Source organism: Streptomyces sioyaensis (assembly GCF_004122735.1).
GTDB lineage: Bacteria > Actinomycetota > Actinomycetes > Streptomycetales > Streptomycetaceae > Streptomyces > Streptomyces sioyaensis.
In genome coordinates this window covers 38,486-55,199 of the sequence record NZ_SDIF01000018.1, presented here as the reverse complement: position 1 = coordinate 55,199, position 16,714 = coordinate 38,486, and the positions used below count along the sequence as shown (strand labels likewise).

Sequence of the window (16,714 nt, the reverse complement as noted above, 5' to 3'; positions counted from 1 at the left end):
CAATGTTACGCACTCATCTCGGGTGCGCTGTGAGGCTCTTGAGGAGAATCTGAGGCTTCTCCTCCGCCGGCGGTGGCCGCGGCTTGTGGCCGGGCCGGGGGTGTGCCGGTCCGGCTACCGCGCCGAGGGGTGGTGAACGGGCAGCCGGAACCGAACCTCTCAGTCGTGCCTGTCCGGCTGTCTGACAAGTTCACCACGCATCGTCGAACTCCAGGTGAGAGGTGTCAACCGGACTAACGGCCCGCTCTGCACCGCCAAACGTCCCTTCTTGTGTTGATGCAGGTCCTGGCCGGTACCCATGACCTCCGGTCGATCGCGTTCGGCCGCTCTTCTAGGGAAAAACGCAGAAGTCCGCCGTGCTCGTTGACGCGTTTCGCGGCGCGACCACAAGATGCGACGCATGGTCGACCTGGACAGCAGGACAGCACGGGTCCCGACTCGGCGCGTCAATGCGATGGAGGCCGTGCTGAGCGACCTGCGTGGCGCCATCGAGCGGGGCGACTACGTGGTCGGGGACAAGCTCCCCTCGGAGGCGGAGCTGGGCCAGCGCTTCGAAGTGAGCCGCTCCGTCGTCCGCGAAGCCCTCCGCGCCATGCAGGCCTTGGGGCTGACGGCCTCCCGCGCCGGCAAGGGGACGTACGTCGCCTCGCCGGGAGCCACGGAGGACCCCATCTTCGGTGCGTACTCCTCCCGCGACCTCGTCGAGGTCCGCCGGCACGTGGAGATCCCGGTCGCCGCCTACGCCGCCACCCGGCGCACCCAGGACGACCTGGATCTCCTCGACCGGCTGCTCGTACGGATGGAGCGGCAGACCGACACCACGGCCTGGGTCGCTCTGGACACCCTGTTCCACATCTCCATCGCCCAGGCGGCCGGAAACCCCGTGTTCCGCAAGGTGATTGAGGAGATCCGGGACGCCCTGGCCCGGCAGTCCACCTTTCTCGACATGCTGGCCAGGGACCGCCGCGAGCAGTCGAACCGGGAGCACCACGCCATCGTCGCGGCGATCGTCGAGCGCTCCGAAGAGGGCGCCGTGCGGGCCATGACCGCGCACCTCGAACATGTCGAGTCGGCACTGAGCGCCATCGTCCGGCCGGATCGCAGTGTTTCCGCCGCCGATGCCCGCACCGCCACCCCGAGCTGCCGGTGTGCGGCGACTTCGGGGCTCCCGCAACCGGCAGACCGCTGAACGTTGAGTGTTGAACCTTGACTGTGCGCGTTGACTGCTGGGGGCTGAGCACTGCTCGCTGAGCGCTGACAGCCGGGTCTTGCTTGCTTATGCTACTTTTTGCTCGTGAGTGCGAAGCGGGTGAGTGAGCAAGGCGGCCGGACCTTCACCGAGGAAGCCAGGCGCGCCCAGATCGTGCGGGCGGCCATCGACACGGTGGCGGAGCACGGCTACCCCAACACCTCGTTCAGCAAGATCGCCCAGCGGGCCGGCCTGAGCAGCACGGGCATGATCTCGTACTACTTCGCCGGCAAGGCAGAGCTCTTCGACGAGGTGGTGGCCACGGTCCTGCGGGCCGCCGAGGAGTTCGTCGGGCCCCGCATACAGCACGCGCCGACCTACCGGGCGAAGCTCCGCGCCTATATCGAGTCCAATCTCGACTTCATGGCGAAGTACCCCGGGCACACCCTCGCCCTGGCCGAGATCGTCATCGGCACCCGTGACCGGGACAACGTCCCGGTCGGCGCCATCAACCAGGCCACCGCATCCATCGACGCCCTCGTGGACTGTCTCGACAAGGGGCTGGCCGCCGGGGAGTTCGCGGACGTCGAACCGCGGGTGATGGCCGTGGCCATCCGCGGGGCCATCGACAACACCTTGCGGCACCACAAGCTCACCCCCGGCGTCGACCTCGAAAGCTACGGCAGCAAGCTCGCCGACATCTTCGACCGCGCCACCCGGTCCGCCTCCTGAACGACGCCGGGCCGCCCCGCACCGTCCCGGCGCACGCAGCAAGCCCATGCCGTCCTCAAGAGGGCAGGGACCGCGCCGGGCACCGGCACTCCCGGAGTGCCGGTGCCGCACCCTTCCGGTCCGGCGGTCCGGCTACGGCAGCGTCCGCATCGCCGCGACCAGGGTCCTGGCCTGCACATTCAGATAGTGGCTGTGCTTCAGCAGCTCATTGATCTGACAGAGCGTCACCCACCGGAAGTCCTCGGGCGCCTCGGTCGGGAAGTCCTCGTCCACTTCGACGATCAGATAGCGGCTGCGGGCGTCAAGGAAGCGGCCGCCCTCCTCCGACAGCACGGCATCGAAGAGCGTCCGCTCCGGACGGCGGTCCGCGTCCAGCACGGCGTCGAGATACCGGGGGCGGTCCCCCGCGGGAAGATGGGCATAGCTCTCCGGAGTGCACTGCACGGTCGGCCCCAGCTCCACCACATCGAGGAAACCCGGCTCGACCCGGGCGCTCAGCAGCGCATGCGGCACGCCGCCGATCCGCTTCACCAGCAGCGCTGCCATCCCCAACCCGTGCGGTGCGAGCAGCGGCTGCGACCAGGCGGGAACCTCACGCCGGTGCGAACTGACATCGACGGCGACGATGCTGAAGAAGAGCCCGCTCTCATGCGAGATCGCATCCGGCGAGCGGCGCCAGCCCTCGGCCTCGCCCAGCGGCAGCGGCTCGGTGGTGATCTCGTGCCGGGCCCGTCGCGTCGTGACCCAGCTGCGGAGCTCCGTATCGGAGTGCAGGCCGGCATTCGCCGTCGACGAACCCGCCCGCCAGTCGGGGATGCAGGACAGCACCGTACGGGCATCCATGTTCACCAGATCGGGCCGGCGCAGCAGCGCACCGAGCTGGCCCAGGGTGACCCAGCAGAAGTCCTCGCCCGCCTCGACCTCCGGGCCCACCTCGACCACCATGTTGCGGTTGCGCTTCCGGAAGAACCACGAACCCTGCTCGGACTGGAGCACATCGGCCAGCACCCGCCGCGGATCGGGATCGACGAAGCAGTCCATGTACGGCACGGACGAACCGCCGTGCACCCGCGTGTAGTTGCTCTTGGTGGCTTGCACCGTGGGGGACAGCTGTACCCCGTTGGCGTTCCCCGGCTCCGGCTTGGCCTGCATCAGACAGTGCAGCACCCCGTCGATCTCCCGGACCGCGATGCCCAGCACACCGATCTCCGGCTGGTGGATGATCGGCTGGCACCATTCGCGGACCGGCCCGTAGTCGGAGCGGACCCGGATGCCCTCGATGGAGAAGAAGCGCCCGCTGTCATGCCGCAGGTTGCCGGTGCCGGGAGCAAAGCCCCAGCCCCGCAGTTCCCCGAAGGGTATCCGGCTGACCTGGAGCGCATGGGTGCGCTGCCGCTCCTCGAACCACGCGTGGAACGCCTCATTGCTCATCACCCCGCCCTCGGTGGCCAGCGCGGAGGCGGCCAGCCGGGACGACAGTGCCACCGCCCGCCGGGAAGACACTGCGGAGCCGGGTGAGTGCAAAGGCTCCACTGCGCTGTCCATCTGCATTACTGCGCCCCTCCACGCTGATGTGTGTACGGCACCGACGGCCGCCGACCTCTCCTCCCGCAGCCTGCACCGGGGAGTCCTGGCATTCACCTAGTCTCTGCGGCTCGTCGTCTCCGCGGCTCGTCCGCTGACGCCGGGCGGCGGCCGGTGCACCCGCGTATCCGGAGATCGGGTGCCGGAGAGCGAGTGCCGGGAAGTCGCGTGGCCGAAGGCCGCGGCGGAGGCCGCGGCACAGCCTCCGGCACAGGTCGCGTACCCCCGCGGAAGCCCTGCTCAGGGCGGTACGGAACGGCCCTCCGCCGCCCCTAGGAGTTCCCCTAGAGGTGGCCTTCGGCCCGCCTTTGGGAGCCCGCCGCTGTGGAACGGTGAACTCCAGCCGTGAGTGTGTCGCTTCGCGTAGGGAGTGCGATTGATGAACGGGTCGGAAACCGCGGGCTCCACGATTCCCTCGCCGCACGGCGAGCCGATCGCGGTCATCGGCCTTTCCTGCCGCCTGCCCGGGGCAGCCGACCCCGATGCCCTCTGGGAACTCCTCCGCGACGGCAGGAGCGCGGTCACCGAGGCGCCGGCCGACCGGTGGTCCGCCGAACTCCTCGCGCAGTCAGGGGTGTCCGAGCCGGCCCGGGGCGGCTTCCTCGACGATGTCGCCGCCTTCGACGCCGCATTCTTCGGCGTCTCACCACGCGAGGCGCAGTCGATGGACCCCCAGCAGCGGCTCGCCCTCGAACTCGGCTGGGAAGCCCTGGAAAGCGCCCGCATCCGTCCGGAACGGCTCCACGGCCACCGGACCGGGGTGTACATCGGCGCCACCGTCGAGGACTACGCCGTCCTCGTCCACCAGCAGGGCCCCGAGGCTCTCGACCACCACACTCCGACCGGCCTCAACCGTGGCCTGATCGCCAACCGCCTCTCCTACCACCTCGGTCTGCGCGGCCCCAGCATGACCCTGGACACCGCCCAGTCCTCCTCACTGGTCGCGGTCCAGACCGCGTGCGACAGCCTGCGCCGCGGAGACTGCGACACCGCCCTGGCCGGCGGGGTACACCTCAACCTCGCCCCCGAGAGCACCATCGCCATGGCTCGCTTCGGGGCACTCAGCCCGAGCGGCCGCTGCCACACCTTCGACGCCCGTGCGGACGGATTCGTACGCGGCGAAGGAGGCGGCCTCGTCGTCCTCAAGCCCCTCTCCAAGGCACTGGCGGACGGCGACCACGTGCATTGCGTGATCCGCGGCGGGGCGGTCAACAACGACGGCGGCGGGCCCGGCCTCACGACCCCGGATGCCGCCGCGCAGGAAGAGGTGCTGCGCCTGGCCTGCGCACGCGCCGGCATCCACCCCGGCGACATCGGCTATGTGGAGCTGCACGGCACCGGCACCAAGGTCGGCGACCCCATCGAGGCCGCCTCGCTCGGCGCCGCTCTCGGCACCGACCCACGACGGAGCACCCCGCTGCCGGTGGGCTCGATCAAGACGAACATCGGCCACCTGGAAGGCGCCGCCGGCATCGCGGGACTGCTGAAGGTGGTGCTGTGCGTGGAGCACGGCCACCTCGTACCGAGCCTGAACTTCGCGACCCCCCACCCCGACATCCCGCTCGACGCCCTGAACCTGCGGGTGCAGACCGAGTCCGGCGCATGGACGGCGCAGGAGGGGCGGCAACTCGTCGCCGGCGTCTCGTCGTTCGGAATGGGCGGCACGAATGCGCATCTGATCGTGGGGCGCACCGAGGAGTCCGAACAGCCGGAGTCGGCTGATGGCGCGGAGTCGGCTGACGGAGGCGAGTCGGCGGACGGAGCTGATGGAGCTGATGGAGGCGAGTCTGCTTCGTCGTCTTCCACTTCCACTTCGGCTCAGTCGTCGGCTACGGGTGTCGGTGGGGTGGTGCCATGGGTGGTGTCCGCGCGTACTGCCGAAGCCCTGGCGGCGCAGGCGGAGCGGCTGGCGTCGCGGGTGGCCGGGAGGGGGCTGTCGGCGGCTGACGTGGGCTGGTCGTTGGTGGCGTCACGGTCGTCGTTCGAGCACCGGGCCGTCGTCGTGGGCGCGGAACCCGGCGAACTGACCGCCGGATTGCGGGCGGTGGCGGAGGGACGTCCCGATGCCGCCGTCACACTCGGCGAAGCGACCGACCACTCCGGCGGAACGGTGTTCGTCTTCCCGGGTCAGGGGTCGCAGTGGGTCGGTATGGCGGTGGAGTTGCTGGATTCCTCGCCGGTGTTTGCGGGTCGGTTGGCGGAGTGTGCGGCGGCGTTGGAGCCGTTCACGGACTGGTCGCTGACTGCGGTGTTGCGGGGGGATGAGGGTGCGCCGGGCTTGGACCGGGTGGATGTGGTGCAGCCGGTGTTGTGGGCGGTGATGGTGTCGCTGGCGGAGGTTTGGCGGGCCCATGGCGTGGAGCCTGCGGCGGTCGTCGGCCACAGCCAGGGGGAGATTGCCGCGGCGTGTGTGGCCGGGGCGTTGAGCTTGGAGGATGGCGCCCGGGTGGTGGCGCTGCGCAGTAAGGCGATCCGTGCGCTGTCCGGCCGGGGCGGAATGGTGTCGGTGGCGCTGCCCCGGCCTGACGTGGAGGAGTTGATCGAGCCGTGGGATGGACGGGTTTCGGTTGCGGCGGTCAATGGTCCGTCGTCGGTGGTGGTCTCCGGTGATGACGATGTTCTGGGCCGGCTGGTGGAGGAGTGCCGGGAGCGTGAAGTCCGTGCGCGCCGGATCGAGGTGGATTACGCCTCGCATTCGGCGCATGTGGAGTCGATCGAGGAGACGCTGAGGGAGGTCCTGGCGCCGGTCGTGCCCCGGAAGTCGTCCGTGCCGCTGTTCTCGACGACGACGGGCGACTGGCTGGATACGACGGAAATGGATGCCGGGTACTGGTTCACCAACCTGCGCCGGACCGTGGAGTTCGCGCCCGCCATCGAAGCCCTCACCGCGGCCGGCCACCACACATTCGTCGAGGTCAGCCCGCACCCCGTCCTGACCATGCCGGTACAGGAGACGGTCGAGGCCGCGGGCGCCGAGGGGGCGGTCGTGGGCACCCTGCGCCGCGGTGAGGGCGGCCTCGCCCGCTTCTACGCCTCACTCGGCGAGCTGTATGCGCAGGGCGTGGACGTCGACTGGTCCCCGGCCTTCGCTGCCCACCGTCCCCGGCTCGTGGACCTGCCCACCTACGCCTTCCAGCGTGAGCGGCACTGGGTGGAGCACTCCGCCGAGCGCCCCCGCCGGACCGCCACCGACGAGCCGGGCCGGCCCGTCGACCCCACGACCGACAGCCCCGGGACGAACCGACCGACACTCGACGTCGTACGGGACCACGCAGCCGCCGTGCTCGGCCACCGGGAACCCTCCGCGCTCAACATGGGCCGGACATTCAAGGATCTCGGCTTCGACTCGGTCACCGCCGTGGAGCTGCGGAACCGGCTGAACCGCGCCCTCACGGTACGGCTGCCGTCCACGGCGCTGTACAACCATCCCTCACCCACCCGGCTGGCCGGCTATATCGACGCCGAACTCCTCGGCGCCCCCCACACCTTGGAGCCGGTGCACGGCCCGGCCACCGACCCCGACGAGCCGATCGCCATCGTCGCGATGGCCTGCCGCTACCCCGGTGGCGTGCAGTCGCCCGACGACCTCTGGCAGCTTCTGCGGGACCGGGTGGACGCTGTGTCACCGTTCCCCACCGACCGGGGCTGGCCCACCGACGGGCTGTACGACCCCGACCCCGAACACTCGGGCACCAGCTACGTACGCGAGGGCGGGTTCCTCGACGCCGCCTCGTTCGACGCCGGGTTCTTCGGGATTTCGCCGCGCGAGGCCCTGGCGATGGACCCGCAGCAGCGGCTTCTGCTGGAGACCTCCTGGGAGGCGCTGGAACGCGCAGGCATCGACCCGACGGGCGTCCGCGGCAGCCTCACGGGCGTGTTCGTCGGTGCCATGGCGCAGGAGTACGGCCCCCGGCTGCACCAGGCGGGCCACCAGGTCGAGGGCCATGTCCTGACCGGAACGACCACGAGCGTGGCCTCCGGGCGGATCGCCTACACGCTAGGTCTCGAAGGACCGGCCATCACCGTGGACACGGCGTGCTCCTCCTCCCTGGTGGCGCTGCACCTCGCGGCGCAGGCCCTGCGCGCGGGAGAGTGCACACTCGCGCTCGCCGGCGGGGCGACGGTGATGTCGCGGCCCGGCATGTTCGTGGAGTTCAGCCGGCAGCGGGGGCTCGCGCCCGACGGCCGGTGCAAGCCGTTCGCCGCGGCCGCCGACGGCACCGCATGGGGCGAGGGCGCCGGGATCCTGCTGCTGGAACGCCTCTCGGAGGCCCGCCGCCACGGCCACCCCGTGCTTGCCGTGCTGCGCGGCAGCGCCACCAACCAGGACGGCGCCTCGAACGGCCTCAGCGCCCCCAACGGCCCCTCGCAGGAACGCGTGATCCGGGCCGCGCTGGCCGCTGCCGGGCTGCGGCCCTCCGAGGTCGACGCGGTCGAGGCGCACGGCACCGGCACGGCGCTCGGCGACCCCATCGAAGCGCAGGCGCTGCTCGCCACGTACGGCAGCGACCGCGACGCGGACCGGCCGCTGTGGCTCGGCTCGCTCAAGTCCAACATCGGGCACACCCAGGCCGCCGCCGGTGTCGCCGGGGTCATCAAGATGGTGCTCGCCCTGCGACACGGCGTCCTCCCGGAAACCCTGCACCTCGACGCACCGTCCCCGCACGTGGACTGGTCGGCGGACACGGTTCGGCTGCTCACCGCGGCCCAGCCGTGGGAGGAGAACGGGCAGGTGCGCCGGGCCGGCGTCTCGTCGTTCGGCATCAGCGGCACCAATGCGCATGTGATCGTGGAACAGCCGCCGGCAACGCTCCCGGACGAACGGGCCGACGACGAGGGCCAGGACGGCGACCAGGAGCAGTTCGACCAGGGCCAGGACGGCGACCAGGGTCAGTTCGACGAAGGCCAGGACGGCGCGGAAACAGCGGACGGCGGCAGCACCGGAAGCGCGGACCAGCCCGTCGTGCCATGGGTCGTGCACGGCCGGACCCCCGAAGCACTGCGCGCACAGGCAGCCGCACTCGCCGCCCATCTCGTCTCCCTCCCCGACGCCGCGCCCTACGACGTCGCGCACTCCTTGCTCACCACTCGCGCGGCACTGGAACACCGAGCGGCGCTCATCGGCGCCGACCGCGCCGCACTGCTCGCGGAGCTGCACGCCGTGGCCGAGGGCGACCCCGGCCCCCACACCGTCACCGGCGTCGTACCCACTTCCCCCGGGGCAGGAGCCGTCTTCGTCTTCCCGGGGCAGGGGTCGCAGTGGGTCGGTATGGCGGTGGAGTTGCTGGATTCTTCGCCGGTGTTTGCGGGTCGGTTGGCGGAGTGTGAGGCGGCGTTGGAGCCGTTTGTCGATTGGTCGCTGACTGGGGTGTTGCGGGGGGATGAGGGTGCGCCGGGCTTGGACCGGGTGGATGTGGTGCAGCCGGTGTTGTGGGCCGTGATGGTGTCGCTGGCCGAGGTGTGGCGCGCCCATGGTGTGGAGCCCGCGGTGGTCGTCGGTCACAGCCAGGGGGAGATTGCCGCGGCGTGTGTGGCCGGGGCGTTGAGTCTGGAGGATGGCGCCCGGGTGGTCGCCCTGCGGAGTAAGGCGATCCGTGCGCTGTCGGGTCGTGGCGGGATGGTGTCGGTGGCGCTGTCCTCCTCCGAGGTGTCGGACCTGATCAAGCCGTGGGGCGGTCGGGTTTCGGTGGCGGCGGTCAACGGCCCGTCGTCCGTGGTGGTCTCCGGCGATGCGGATGCGCTCGACGAGTTGATGACTGGGTGTCGTGAGCGCGAGGTGCGCGCGCGTCGCATTGAGGTGGATTACGCCTCGCACTCGGCTCATGTGGAGTCGATTCGCGAGGAGTTGCTGGAGGTTTTGGCGCCGGTTGCGCCCCGGAAGTCGTCCGTGCCGATGTTCTCGACGGTGAGGGGGGAGTGGCTGGACACGGCGGAGATGGATGCCGGGTACTGGTTCACCAACCTGCGGCGGACGGTGGAGTTCGCGCCCGCCATCGAAGCCCTCATCGCGGCCGGCCACCGTACCTTCGTGGAGGTCAGCCCGCATCCCGTACTCACCGTCCCGCTTCAGGAAACCGTCGAGGACGAGGGCGCGGACGCGGTGGTGACCGGCACCCTTCGCCGGGACGACGGAGGCCTCGACCGGCTCTACACCTCACTCGGTGTGCTGTACGCGCACGGCGTGGACGTCGACTGGTCTCCCGCGTTCGCCGACCGCCGCCCGCACCGGGTGGAGCTGCCGACGTACGCATTCCAGCGGCAGCGGTTCTGGCTGGAGCCGGATGCCCCGGCCGTGGCCGCCTCCCCGGAGGAAGAGGCGTTCTGGACGGCCGTCGGGGACCAGGACGCGGCGACGCTGGCGGGCACTCTCGGGCTGCCCCGCGCCGAGGCACTGGACGATGTGCTGCCTGCGCTGTCGTCGTGGCACCGGAATCGGCGGCAGAGGGGAACCGCGGACGGCTGGCGCTATCGCGTCGTGTGGCGGCCCCTCTCGGAGCCGGCTGCCCGGCAACTCGACGGCGACTGGCTCGTGGTGGTTCCGGCCGGGTACGAGAACGACGCGCTGGTGCACGGCGCCCGCGAGGCGTTGGCAGAAGCCGGCGCACGCACCCACTCGCTGACGGTGAACGTGGACGACAGTGCCGGGCTCGCGGATCTGCTGCGTGCCGGGCCCGGTCCCTTTGCCGGTGTGCTGTCGCTGCTCGCCCTGGACGAACGGCCGGGCCGTACCCACCCCTGCGTTCCCAGCGGTCTTTCGCTCACCCTCGCACTGCTCCAGGCCCTCGGCGACGCCGGGATCGAGGCCCCGCTGTGGTGCGTCACCCGAGGCGCGGTCGCGGTCGGTACCACTGCTGAGGCTGCCACCTGTGCCTCCACGAGTGCCTCCCCGGGTGGACCCGCCGGCGAGGACGATGCGCCGACGAACCCCGACCAGGCCGGGATCTGGGGTCTCGGCCGGGTCGCCGCGCTGGAGCATCCGGAGCGCTGGGGCGGGCTCATCGACCTGCCCGGCCAGGCCGGCGGTCAGGTGGCCGCACACGGTCAGACGACGGCAGACGATCAGGCAGTCGCGCTGCTGGCGCGGATCCTGGCAGCCGGGGGCGACGAGGATCAACTCGCCGTCCGTGGGGCCGTGTTCGGGCGGCGGCTGGTCCCCGCACCGGCCGCCGGGAAGCCCCCGCGGCGCTCCTGGCGCCCCCGCGGCACCGTCCTCGTCACCGGTGGCACCGGAGCGCTCGGTGCCCATATCGCCCGCTGGCTCGCCGCCAACGGCGCGGAACACCTCGTCCTCACCGGCCGTCGTGGCGCCGATGTCCCCGGCGTGGCCGCACTGTGCTCCGAACTCCGTGACCAGGGTGTCCAGGTCACCGTGGCGGGCTGCGACATCGCCGATCGGCAGGCGGTGGCGGACCTCGTACGGCAGATCGAGCAGGACCACGGCCCGGTCCGGGCAGTGGTGCACGCCGCCGGTGTCAGCGCCCTCGGCTCGCTGGCGGAGGCCGGGCCGGCAGACCTCGCGGCGGCGCTCGCGGGCAAGGTCGCCGGAGCCGACCATCTGTCCTCCGCACTCGATCCCGCACAACTCGACGCCGTCGTCTACTTCTCCTCCATCTCCGGCACCTGGGGAGTGGCCGATCACGGCGCGTACGCCGCCGCCAACGCGCTCCTCGACGCCCGTGCCGAACGCGGGCGGGCCGACGGACTGCCGGTGCTGTCGGTCGCCTGGGGCCCCTGGGCGGGCGGCGGCATGATCGCCGACTCGATCCACGAGGTGCTGCGGCGCCGCGGGGTGCCCGTCATCGACCCGGACACCGCCCTCACCGCGCTCCAGCAGGCGCTCGACCACGACGAGACCTCGATCGCGGTCGCCGACGTGGACTGGCGGCGCTTCAACAGCGTCTTCACCTCGGTACGGCCCAGCCGCCTGCTCACGGAGATCCCGCAACTCGTGGCGGACGAGGACGGAGACGGACCCGGAGCCGACGGCAGCGGGAACGAGCGCGGCTCTGCCCGGTCGCCGCTCGCCGAGAAGCTGACCGGACTCGATGTCCGGCAGCGCACCGCAGCACTGCTGGATCTCGTCCGCGAACAGGTCGCCTCCGTGCTCGGTCACGACAAGACGGCCCCCGTGGACTCCGAACGCCCCTTCAAGGAGCTGGGCTTCGACTCGCTTACCGCCGTCGAGCTGCGCAACCGCCTGAGCCGGGCCACTGGCCTGCGGCTGCCCAGGACCGTCGTGTTCGACCATCCCAGCCCGGCAGCGCTCGCCGGCTACGTCGAGGCCCAACTGACCGGCGGGGAGGAACCCGCCGCGAAGCCGGCCACGTCCCCCGCCCTCGTGCCGCTCCCCGCGGACGACGACCCGATCGCCATCGTGTCCATGGCCTGCCGTTATCCGGGGGGCGTGCAGTCGCCCGAGGACCTGTGGCGGCTGGTCCGGGACGGCGTCGACGCGATGTCGGCCTTCCCCACCGACCGCGGATGGGACCTGGACGGCATCTATGACCCCGATGCCGATCAGCCGGGCCGGAGCTACGTCCGGGAGTCCGGATTCCTGCGCGACGCCGGTGACTTCGACGCCGAGTTCTTCGGGATCTCGCCGCGCGAGGCCCTCGCCATGGACCCGCAGCAGCGGCTCCTCCTGGAGACCTCCTGGGAGGTCTTCGAGCGCGCGGGCATCGACCCCAAATCCCTGCGCGGCAGCGGGACCGGCGTCTATATGGGCGTCACCGATCAGGAGTACGGGAACCGCCTGCGCATGGCGGCCGCCGAGCAGATCGAGGGATATCTCGCGACCGGAGCGGCCGCGAGCGTCGCATCCGGCCGGGTCGCCTACACGCTCGGCCTGGAAGGTCCAGCCGTCACGGTCGACACGGCGTGCTCGTCGTCTCTGGTCGCCTTGCACATGGCGGTGCGAGCACTCCGCTCGGGGGAGTGCTCGCTCGCCGTCGCGGGAGCCGCGATGATCATGGCTGATCCCGGACCGTTCCTCGGCTTCAGCCGGCAGCGGGGGCTGGCGCGGGACGGACGGTGCAAGCCGTTCTCGGCGGCGGCCGACGGCTTTGCCCTCTCCGAGGGCGTCGGCGTACTGCTGGTGGAACGCCTCTCGGACGCCCGCCGCAACGGGCACCCGGTGCTGGCGGTCGTCCGCGGGACGGCGATCAACCAGGACGGTGCGTCCAACGGCCTCACCGCACCCAACGGTCCCTCCCAGCAGCGGGTGATCCGGGCCGCGCTCGCCGATGCCCGACTGTCGGCCGGTGAGGTGGACGCGGTGGAGGCGCACGGTACGGGCACGTCGTTGGGCGATCCGATCGAGGCGCAGGCGCTGCTCGCCACGTACGGGCAGGAGCGTGCCGCGGACCGGCCGCTGTGGCTCGGCTCGGTCAAGTCGAACATCGGGCACACCCAGACCGTTTCCGGCGTGGCCGGTGTCATGAAGATGGTGCTCGCCATGCGGCACGCCGAGTTGCCGGCGACCCTGCATGTGGACGAGCCGTCGCCGCATGTGGAGTGGTCGTCGGGCGCGGTGGAGCTGCTGACCGAGGCCCGGCCGTGGACGGCGGAAGAGGACCGTCCGCGCCGCGCCGGCATCTCGTCCTTCGGCATCAGCGGGACCAATGCGCATGTGATCGTCGAGCAGGCGAAGTCGGCTGATGGAGGGGAGTCTGCTTCGTCGTCTTCGGCTTCCGGTGCGGGTGTGGTGGTGCCGTGGGTGGTGTCCGGGCGTTCTGCCGATGCGTTGGTGGCGCAGGCGGAGCGGTTGGCGTCGCGGGTGACGGACGCCGACTGGTCGCCGGCTGACGTGGGTTGGTCGTTGGTGGCTTCGCGGTCGTCGTTCGAGCACCGGGCGGTCGTCGTAGGCTCGGAGATTGATGAACTGGCCGAAAAGCTGAGGCAGTTGAGCCCCACGACTGCTGCGATCGGCGATCCGGGCAAGACGGTATTCGTCTTCCCGGGTCAGGGGTCGCAGTGGGTCGGTATGGCGGTGGAGTTGTTGGATTCCTCGCCGGTGTTTGCGGGTCGGTTGGCGGAGTGTGCGGCGGCGTTGGAGCCGTTCACGGACTGGTCGCTGACTCCTGTGTTGCGTGGGGATGAGGGTGCGCCGGGCTTGGACCGGGTGGATGTGGTGCAGCCGGTGTTGTGGGCGGTGATGGTGTCGCTGGCGGAGGTGTGGCGGGCCCATGGCGTAGAGCCTGCGGCGGTCGTCGGCCACAGCCAGGGGGAGATTGCCGCGGCGTGTGTGGCCGGGGCGTTGAGCTTGGAGGATGGCGCCCGGGTGGTTGCCCTGCGCAGCAAGGCGATCCGTGCGCTGTCGGGTCGTGGTGGGATGGTGTCGGTGGCGCTGTCCTCGTCCGACGTCTCGGATCTGATCAAGCCGTGGAGCGGTCGGGTTTCGGTTGCGGCGGTCAATGGCCCGTCGTCCGTGGTGGTTTCCGGCGATGCGGATGCGCTGGATGAGCTGATGGGCGGGTGCAAGGAGCGCGAGGTGCGTGCGCGTCGCATCGAGGTGGATTACGCCTCGCATTCGGCGCATGTGGAGTCGATCGAGGAGACGCTGAGGGAGGTCCTGGCGCCGGTCGCGCCCCGGAAGTCGTCCGTACCGCTGTTCTCCACGGTGACGGGGGAGTGGCTGGATACGGCGGGGATGGATGCCGGGTACTGGTTCACCAACCTGCGGCGGACGGTGGAGTTCGCGCCCGCCATCGAAGCCCTCATCGCGGCCGGCCACCGCACCTTCGTAGAGGTCAGCCCGCATCCCGTACTCACCGTGCCGCTTCAGGAAACCGTCGAGGCGGCGGGGGCGGACGCGGTGGTGTCGGGCACCTTGCGTCGTGACGATGGTGGTCTGTCGCGGCTCTACGCCTCCCTCGGTGAGCTGTATGTACACGGGGTGGAGGTGGACTGGTTCCCGGCCTTCGCTGCCGCTGGTCCGCGGCTCGTGGACCTGCCTACGTATGCCTTCCAGCACCGCCGCTACTGGTTGGAGTCGGGTCAGTCGTCGGTGGCCGGTGTGGTTGATCCGGTGGATGTGCGGTTCTGGGAGACGGTGGAGCGGGAGGATCTGGAGGGTCTGGCGGCGACGTTGGGGCTGGCGGATGCGGGGGCGTTGCGTGAGGTGTTGCCGGCGCTGTCGTCGTGGCGGCAGGGCAGGCAGCAGCGCAGCACGGTCGACGGCTGGCGCTACCGGATCGTGTGGCGGCCCCAACCCGAGCCGGAGAACGGCGAGTTGGCGGGCAGCTGGCTGATCGTCGTTCCTGCCGACCACGTGGAGGACGACCTGGTGCAGGCGGCCTCCCGCGGTCTCGGCGATCGGGCCCGCATCATGCCCGTATCGGCCACCGCCGACCGTGCGGAACTGGCCGCACAGCTGGCGGTGCTGGCCGGTACTGCCGATGACCCGCTGCACGTGCTGTCGCTGCTCGCGCTGGACGACCGGGATGCCGGCGGCCACCGGGGAGTGCCCGGCAGTCTGCTCAGCACCCTGGCGCTCACCCAGGCACTTGCCGATACGGAGGTCAAAGCCCGGCTGTGGGCGGTCACCCAGGGGGCCGTCTCCACCGATGCCTCCGCGCGGGGACCGGAAACCCACCGGGTGTCCGACCCGATACGTCACCCCGGTCAGGCTGCCATCTGGGGTCTGGTCCGGGTCTTCGGTCTCGATCACCGGGAGCGGTGGGGTGGCCTGATCGATCTGCCGGCGACCCTGGACGAGCCCGCGCTGCGCCGCTTCCTGTCCCTGCTCAGCGGCGACGGCGGCAGCCAGGACGAGTACGCGATTCGCCCGTCCGGCGTCCATGTCCGGCGCATGGTGCGTGCGCCCCTCGACCCGTCGGCGGCGGCCGAGCCGTGGCAGCCGCGCGGCACGGTCCTCATCACCGGCGGCACCGGAGCCCTCGGCGCCCATGTGGCGAGGGCGCTCGCGGCCGACGGTGCCGAGCACCTGGTACTCGCCGGCAGGCGCGGCCCGGATGCCCCCGGCGCGTCCGAGTTGTCCGCCGAGCTGACCGCGCTCGGTGCGCGCGTCACGGTGGCCGCCTGCGATGTGACCGACCGGGCCGCCGTGGCCAAGCTGCTGGACTCGTTCACCGACGAGGCCCCGCTGACCGCCGTCGTGCACACCGCGGGCGTCGTCGGCGAGGATCGCCGACTCGACGAGACCTCCCTCGATGACGCCATGGCCGCCGTACACGCCAAGGTCTCCGGCGCCTGTCACCTCGACGAGCTGCTGGCCGATCACCCGCTGGACGCCTTCGTGCTGTTCTCCTCCGGCGCCGGCGTGTGGGGCAACGGCGGTCAGGGACCCTACGCGGCAGCCAACGCCGCTCTTGACGCACTCGCCGAATGGCGCCGGGCACAGGGCCGCCCGGCCACCTCCCTCGCCTGGGGTGCCTGGGCGGGCGGCGGCATGGTCGACGAGGCCGTGGCCGAGCAGCTGCGTCGCCGCGGTGTCCCCGCAATGGATCCCGGCCTGGCCGTACGGGCGCTACGGGAAGCCGTCGACCACGGGGAGACCACCCTCGTCGTCGCCGACATCCGATGGGACCGCTTCCTCCCCGCCTACACGGTGAGCGGGCCTCGGCCTCTCCTGGACGAGTTGCCGGACGTACGGCAACTGCTCGCCGGCCAAGAGGAACAGGCGGACGGCCAGGCCGGCGAGAAGGTCTCTGACCTGCCGGGCAAGCTGGCCGCGCTCCCGGAGCCCAAGCGCAAGCGCATGCTCCTGGACCTCGTTCGCACCCAGGCGTCCGCCGTACTGGGGCACTCCTCCACCGATGCGGTCAGGCCCGCGCGGGCCTTCCGCGAGCTGGGCTTCGACTCACTGACCGGAGTGGAGCTGCGCAACCGGCTCAACGCGGCCACCGCCCTCACACTCCCGGCCACTCTGGTCTTCGACCACCCCACACCGACCGCACTCGCCGAGTATCTGCGGGACGCACTCCTGCCCCCGGAACCGGACGCGGGGAGCGCAGCCCCCGTGCTCCCCGAGCTGCAACAGGTCGCGAGCGCACTGCAAGCGGCCACCGACGACGACACCCGGCGGGCGCTCACCGAAGGGCTGCGCGGCCTGCTCGCCCACTGGGAAGGCCAGGCGCCGCCACCGGTGGAGACCGTCGACGACGAACTCGCGGAAGCGAGCGATGAGGACATGTTCGACCTGATCGACAGGGAACTCGGGATCGGCTGATCCGGAACGTACACCGACCG

Annotated in this window: 4 protein-coding genes; 3 read left to right on the top strand and 1 reads right to left on the bottom strand. The window is 71.1% G+C overall.

Annotated elements, in window-relative coordinates:
- Nucleotides 1-400: 400 nt before the first annotated feature.
- Nucleotides 401-1,189: a FadR/GntR family transcriptional regulator gene (locus EST54_RS09155; RefSeq protein WP_129246894.1), complete on the top strand. Its 789-nt coding sequence runs from the start codon at nt 401-403 to the stop codon at nt 1,187-1,189.
- 105 nt (nt 1,190-1,294) lie between these two features.
- On the top strand, nt 1,295-1,921 hold the full coding sequence (locus tag EST54_RS09150) for a TetR/AcrR family transcriptional regulator (protein ID WP_244942480.1): 627 nt from the start codon (nt 1,295-1,297) through the stop codon (nt 1,919-1,921).
- Between the two features lie 132 nt (nt 1,922-2,053).
- Here the strand turns inward: EST54_RS09150 and EST54_RS09145 are convergent, their stop codons facing one another.
- Entirely contained in the window at nt 2,054-3,466 is a 1,413-nt protein-coding gene (locus EST54_RS09145; RefSeq protein WP_129246890.1) for an NDP-hexose 2,3-dehydratase family protein, read from the bottom strand.
- Nucleotides 3,467-3,884: 418 nt separating this feature from the next.
- Here EST54_RS09145 and EST54_RS34995 point away from each other — a divergent pair, with 418 nt between their 5' ends.
- Nucleotides 3,885-16,694 (top strand): type I polyketide synthase, encoded by a 12,810-nt coding sequence (locus tag EST54_RS34995; protein ID WP_129246888.1) that lies wholly within the window; start codon nt 3,885-3,887, stop codon nt 16,692-16,694.
- Nucleotides 16,695-16,714 lie beyond the last annotated feature (20 nt).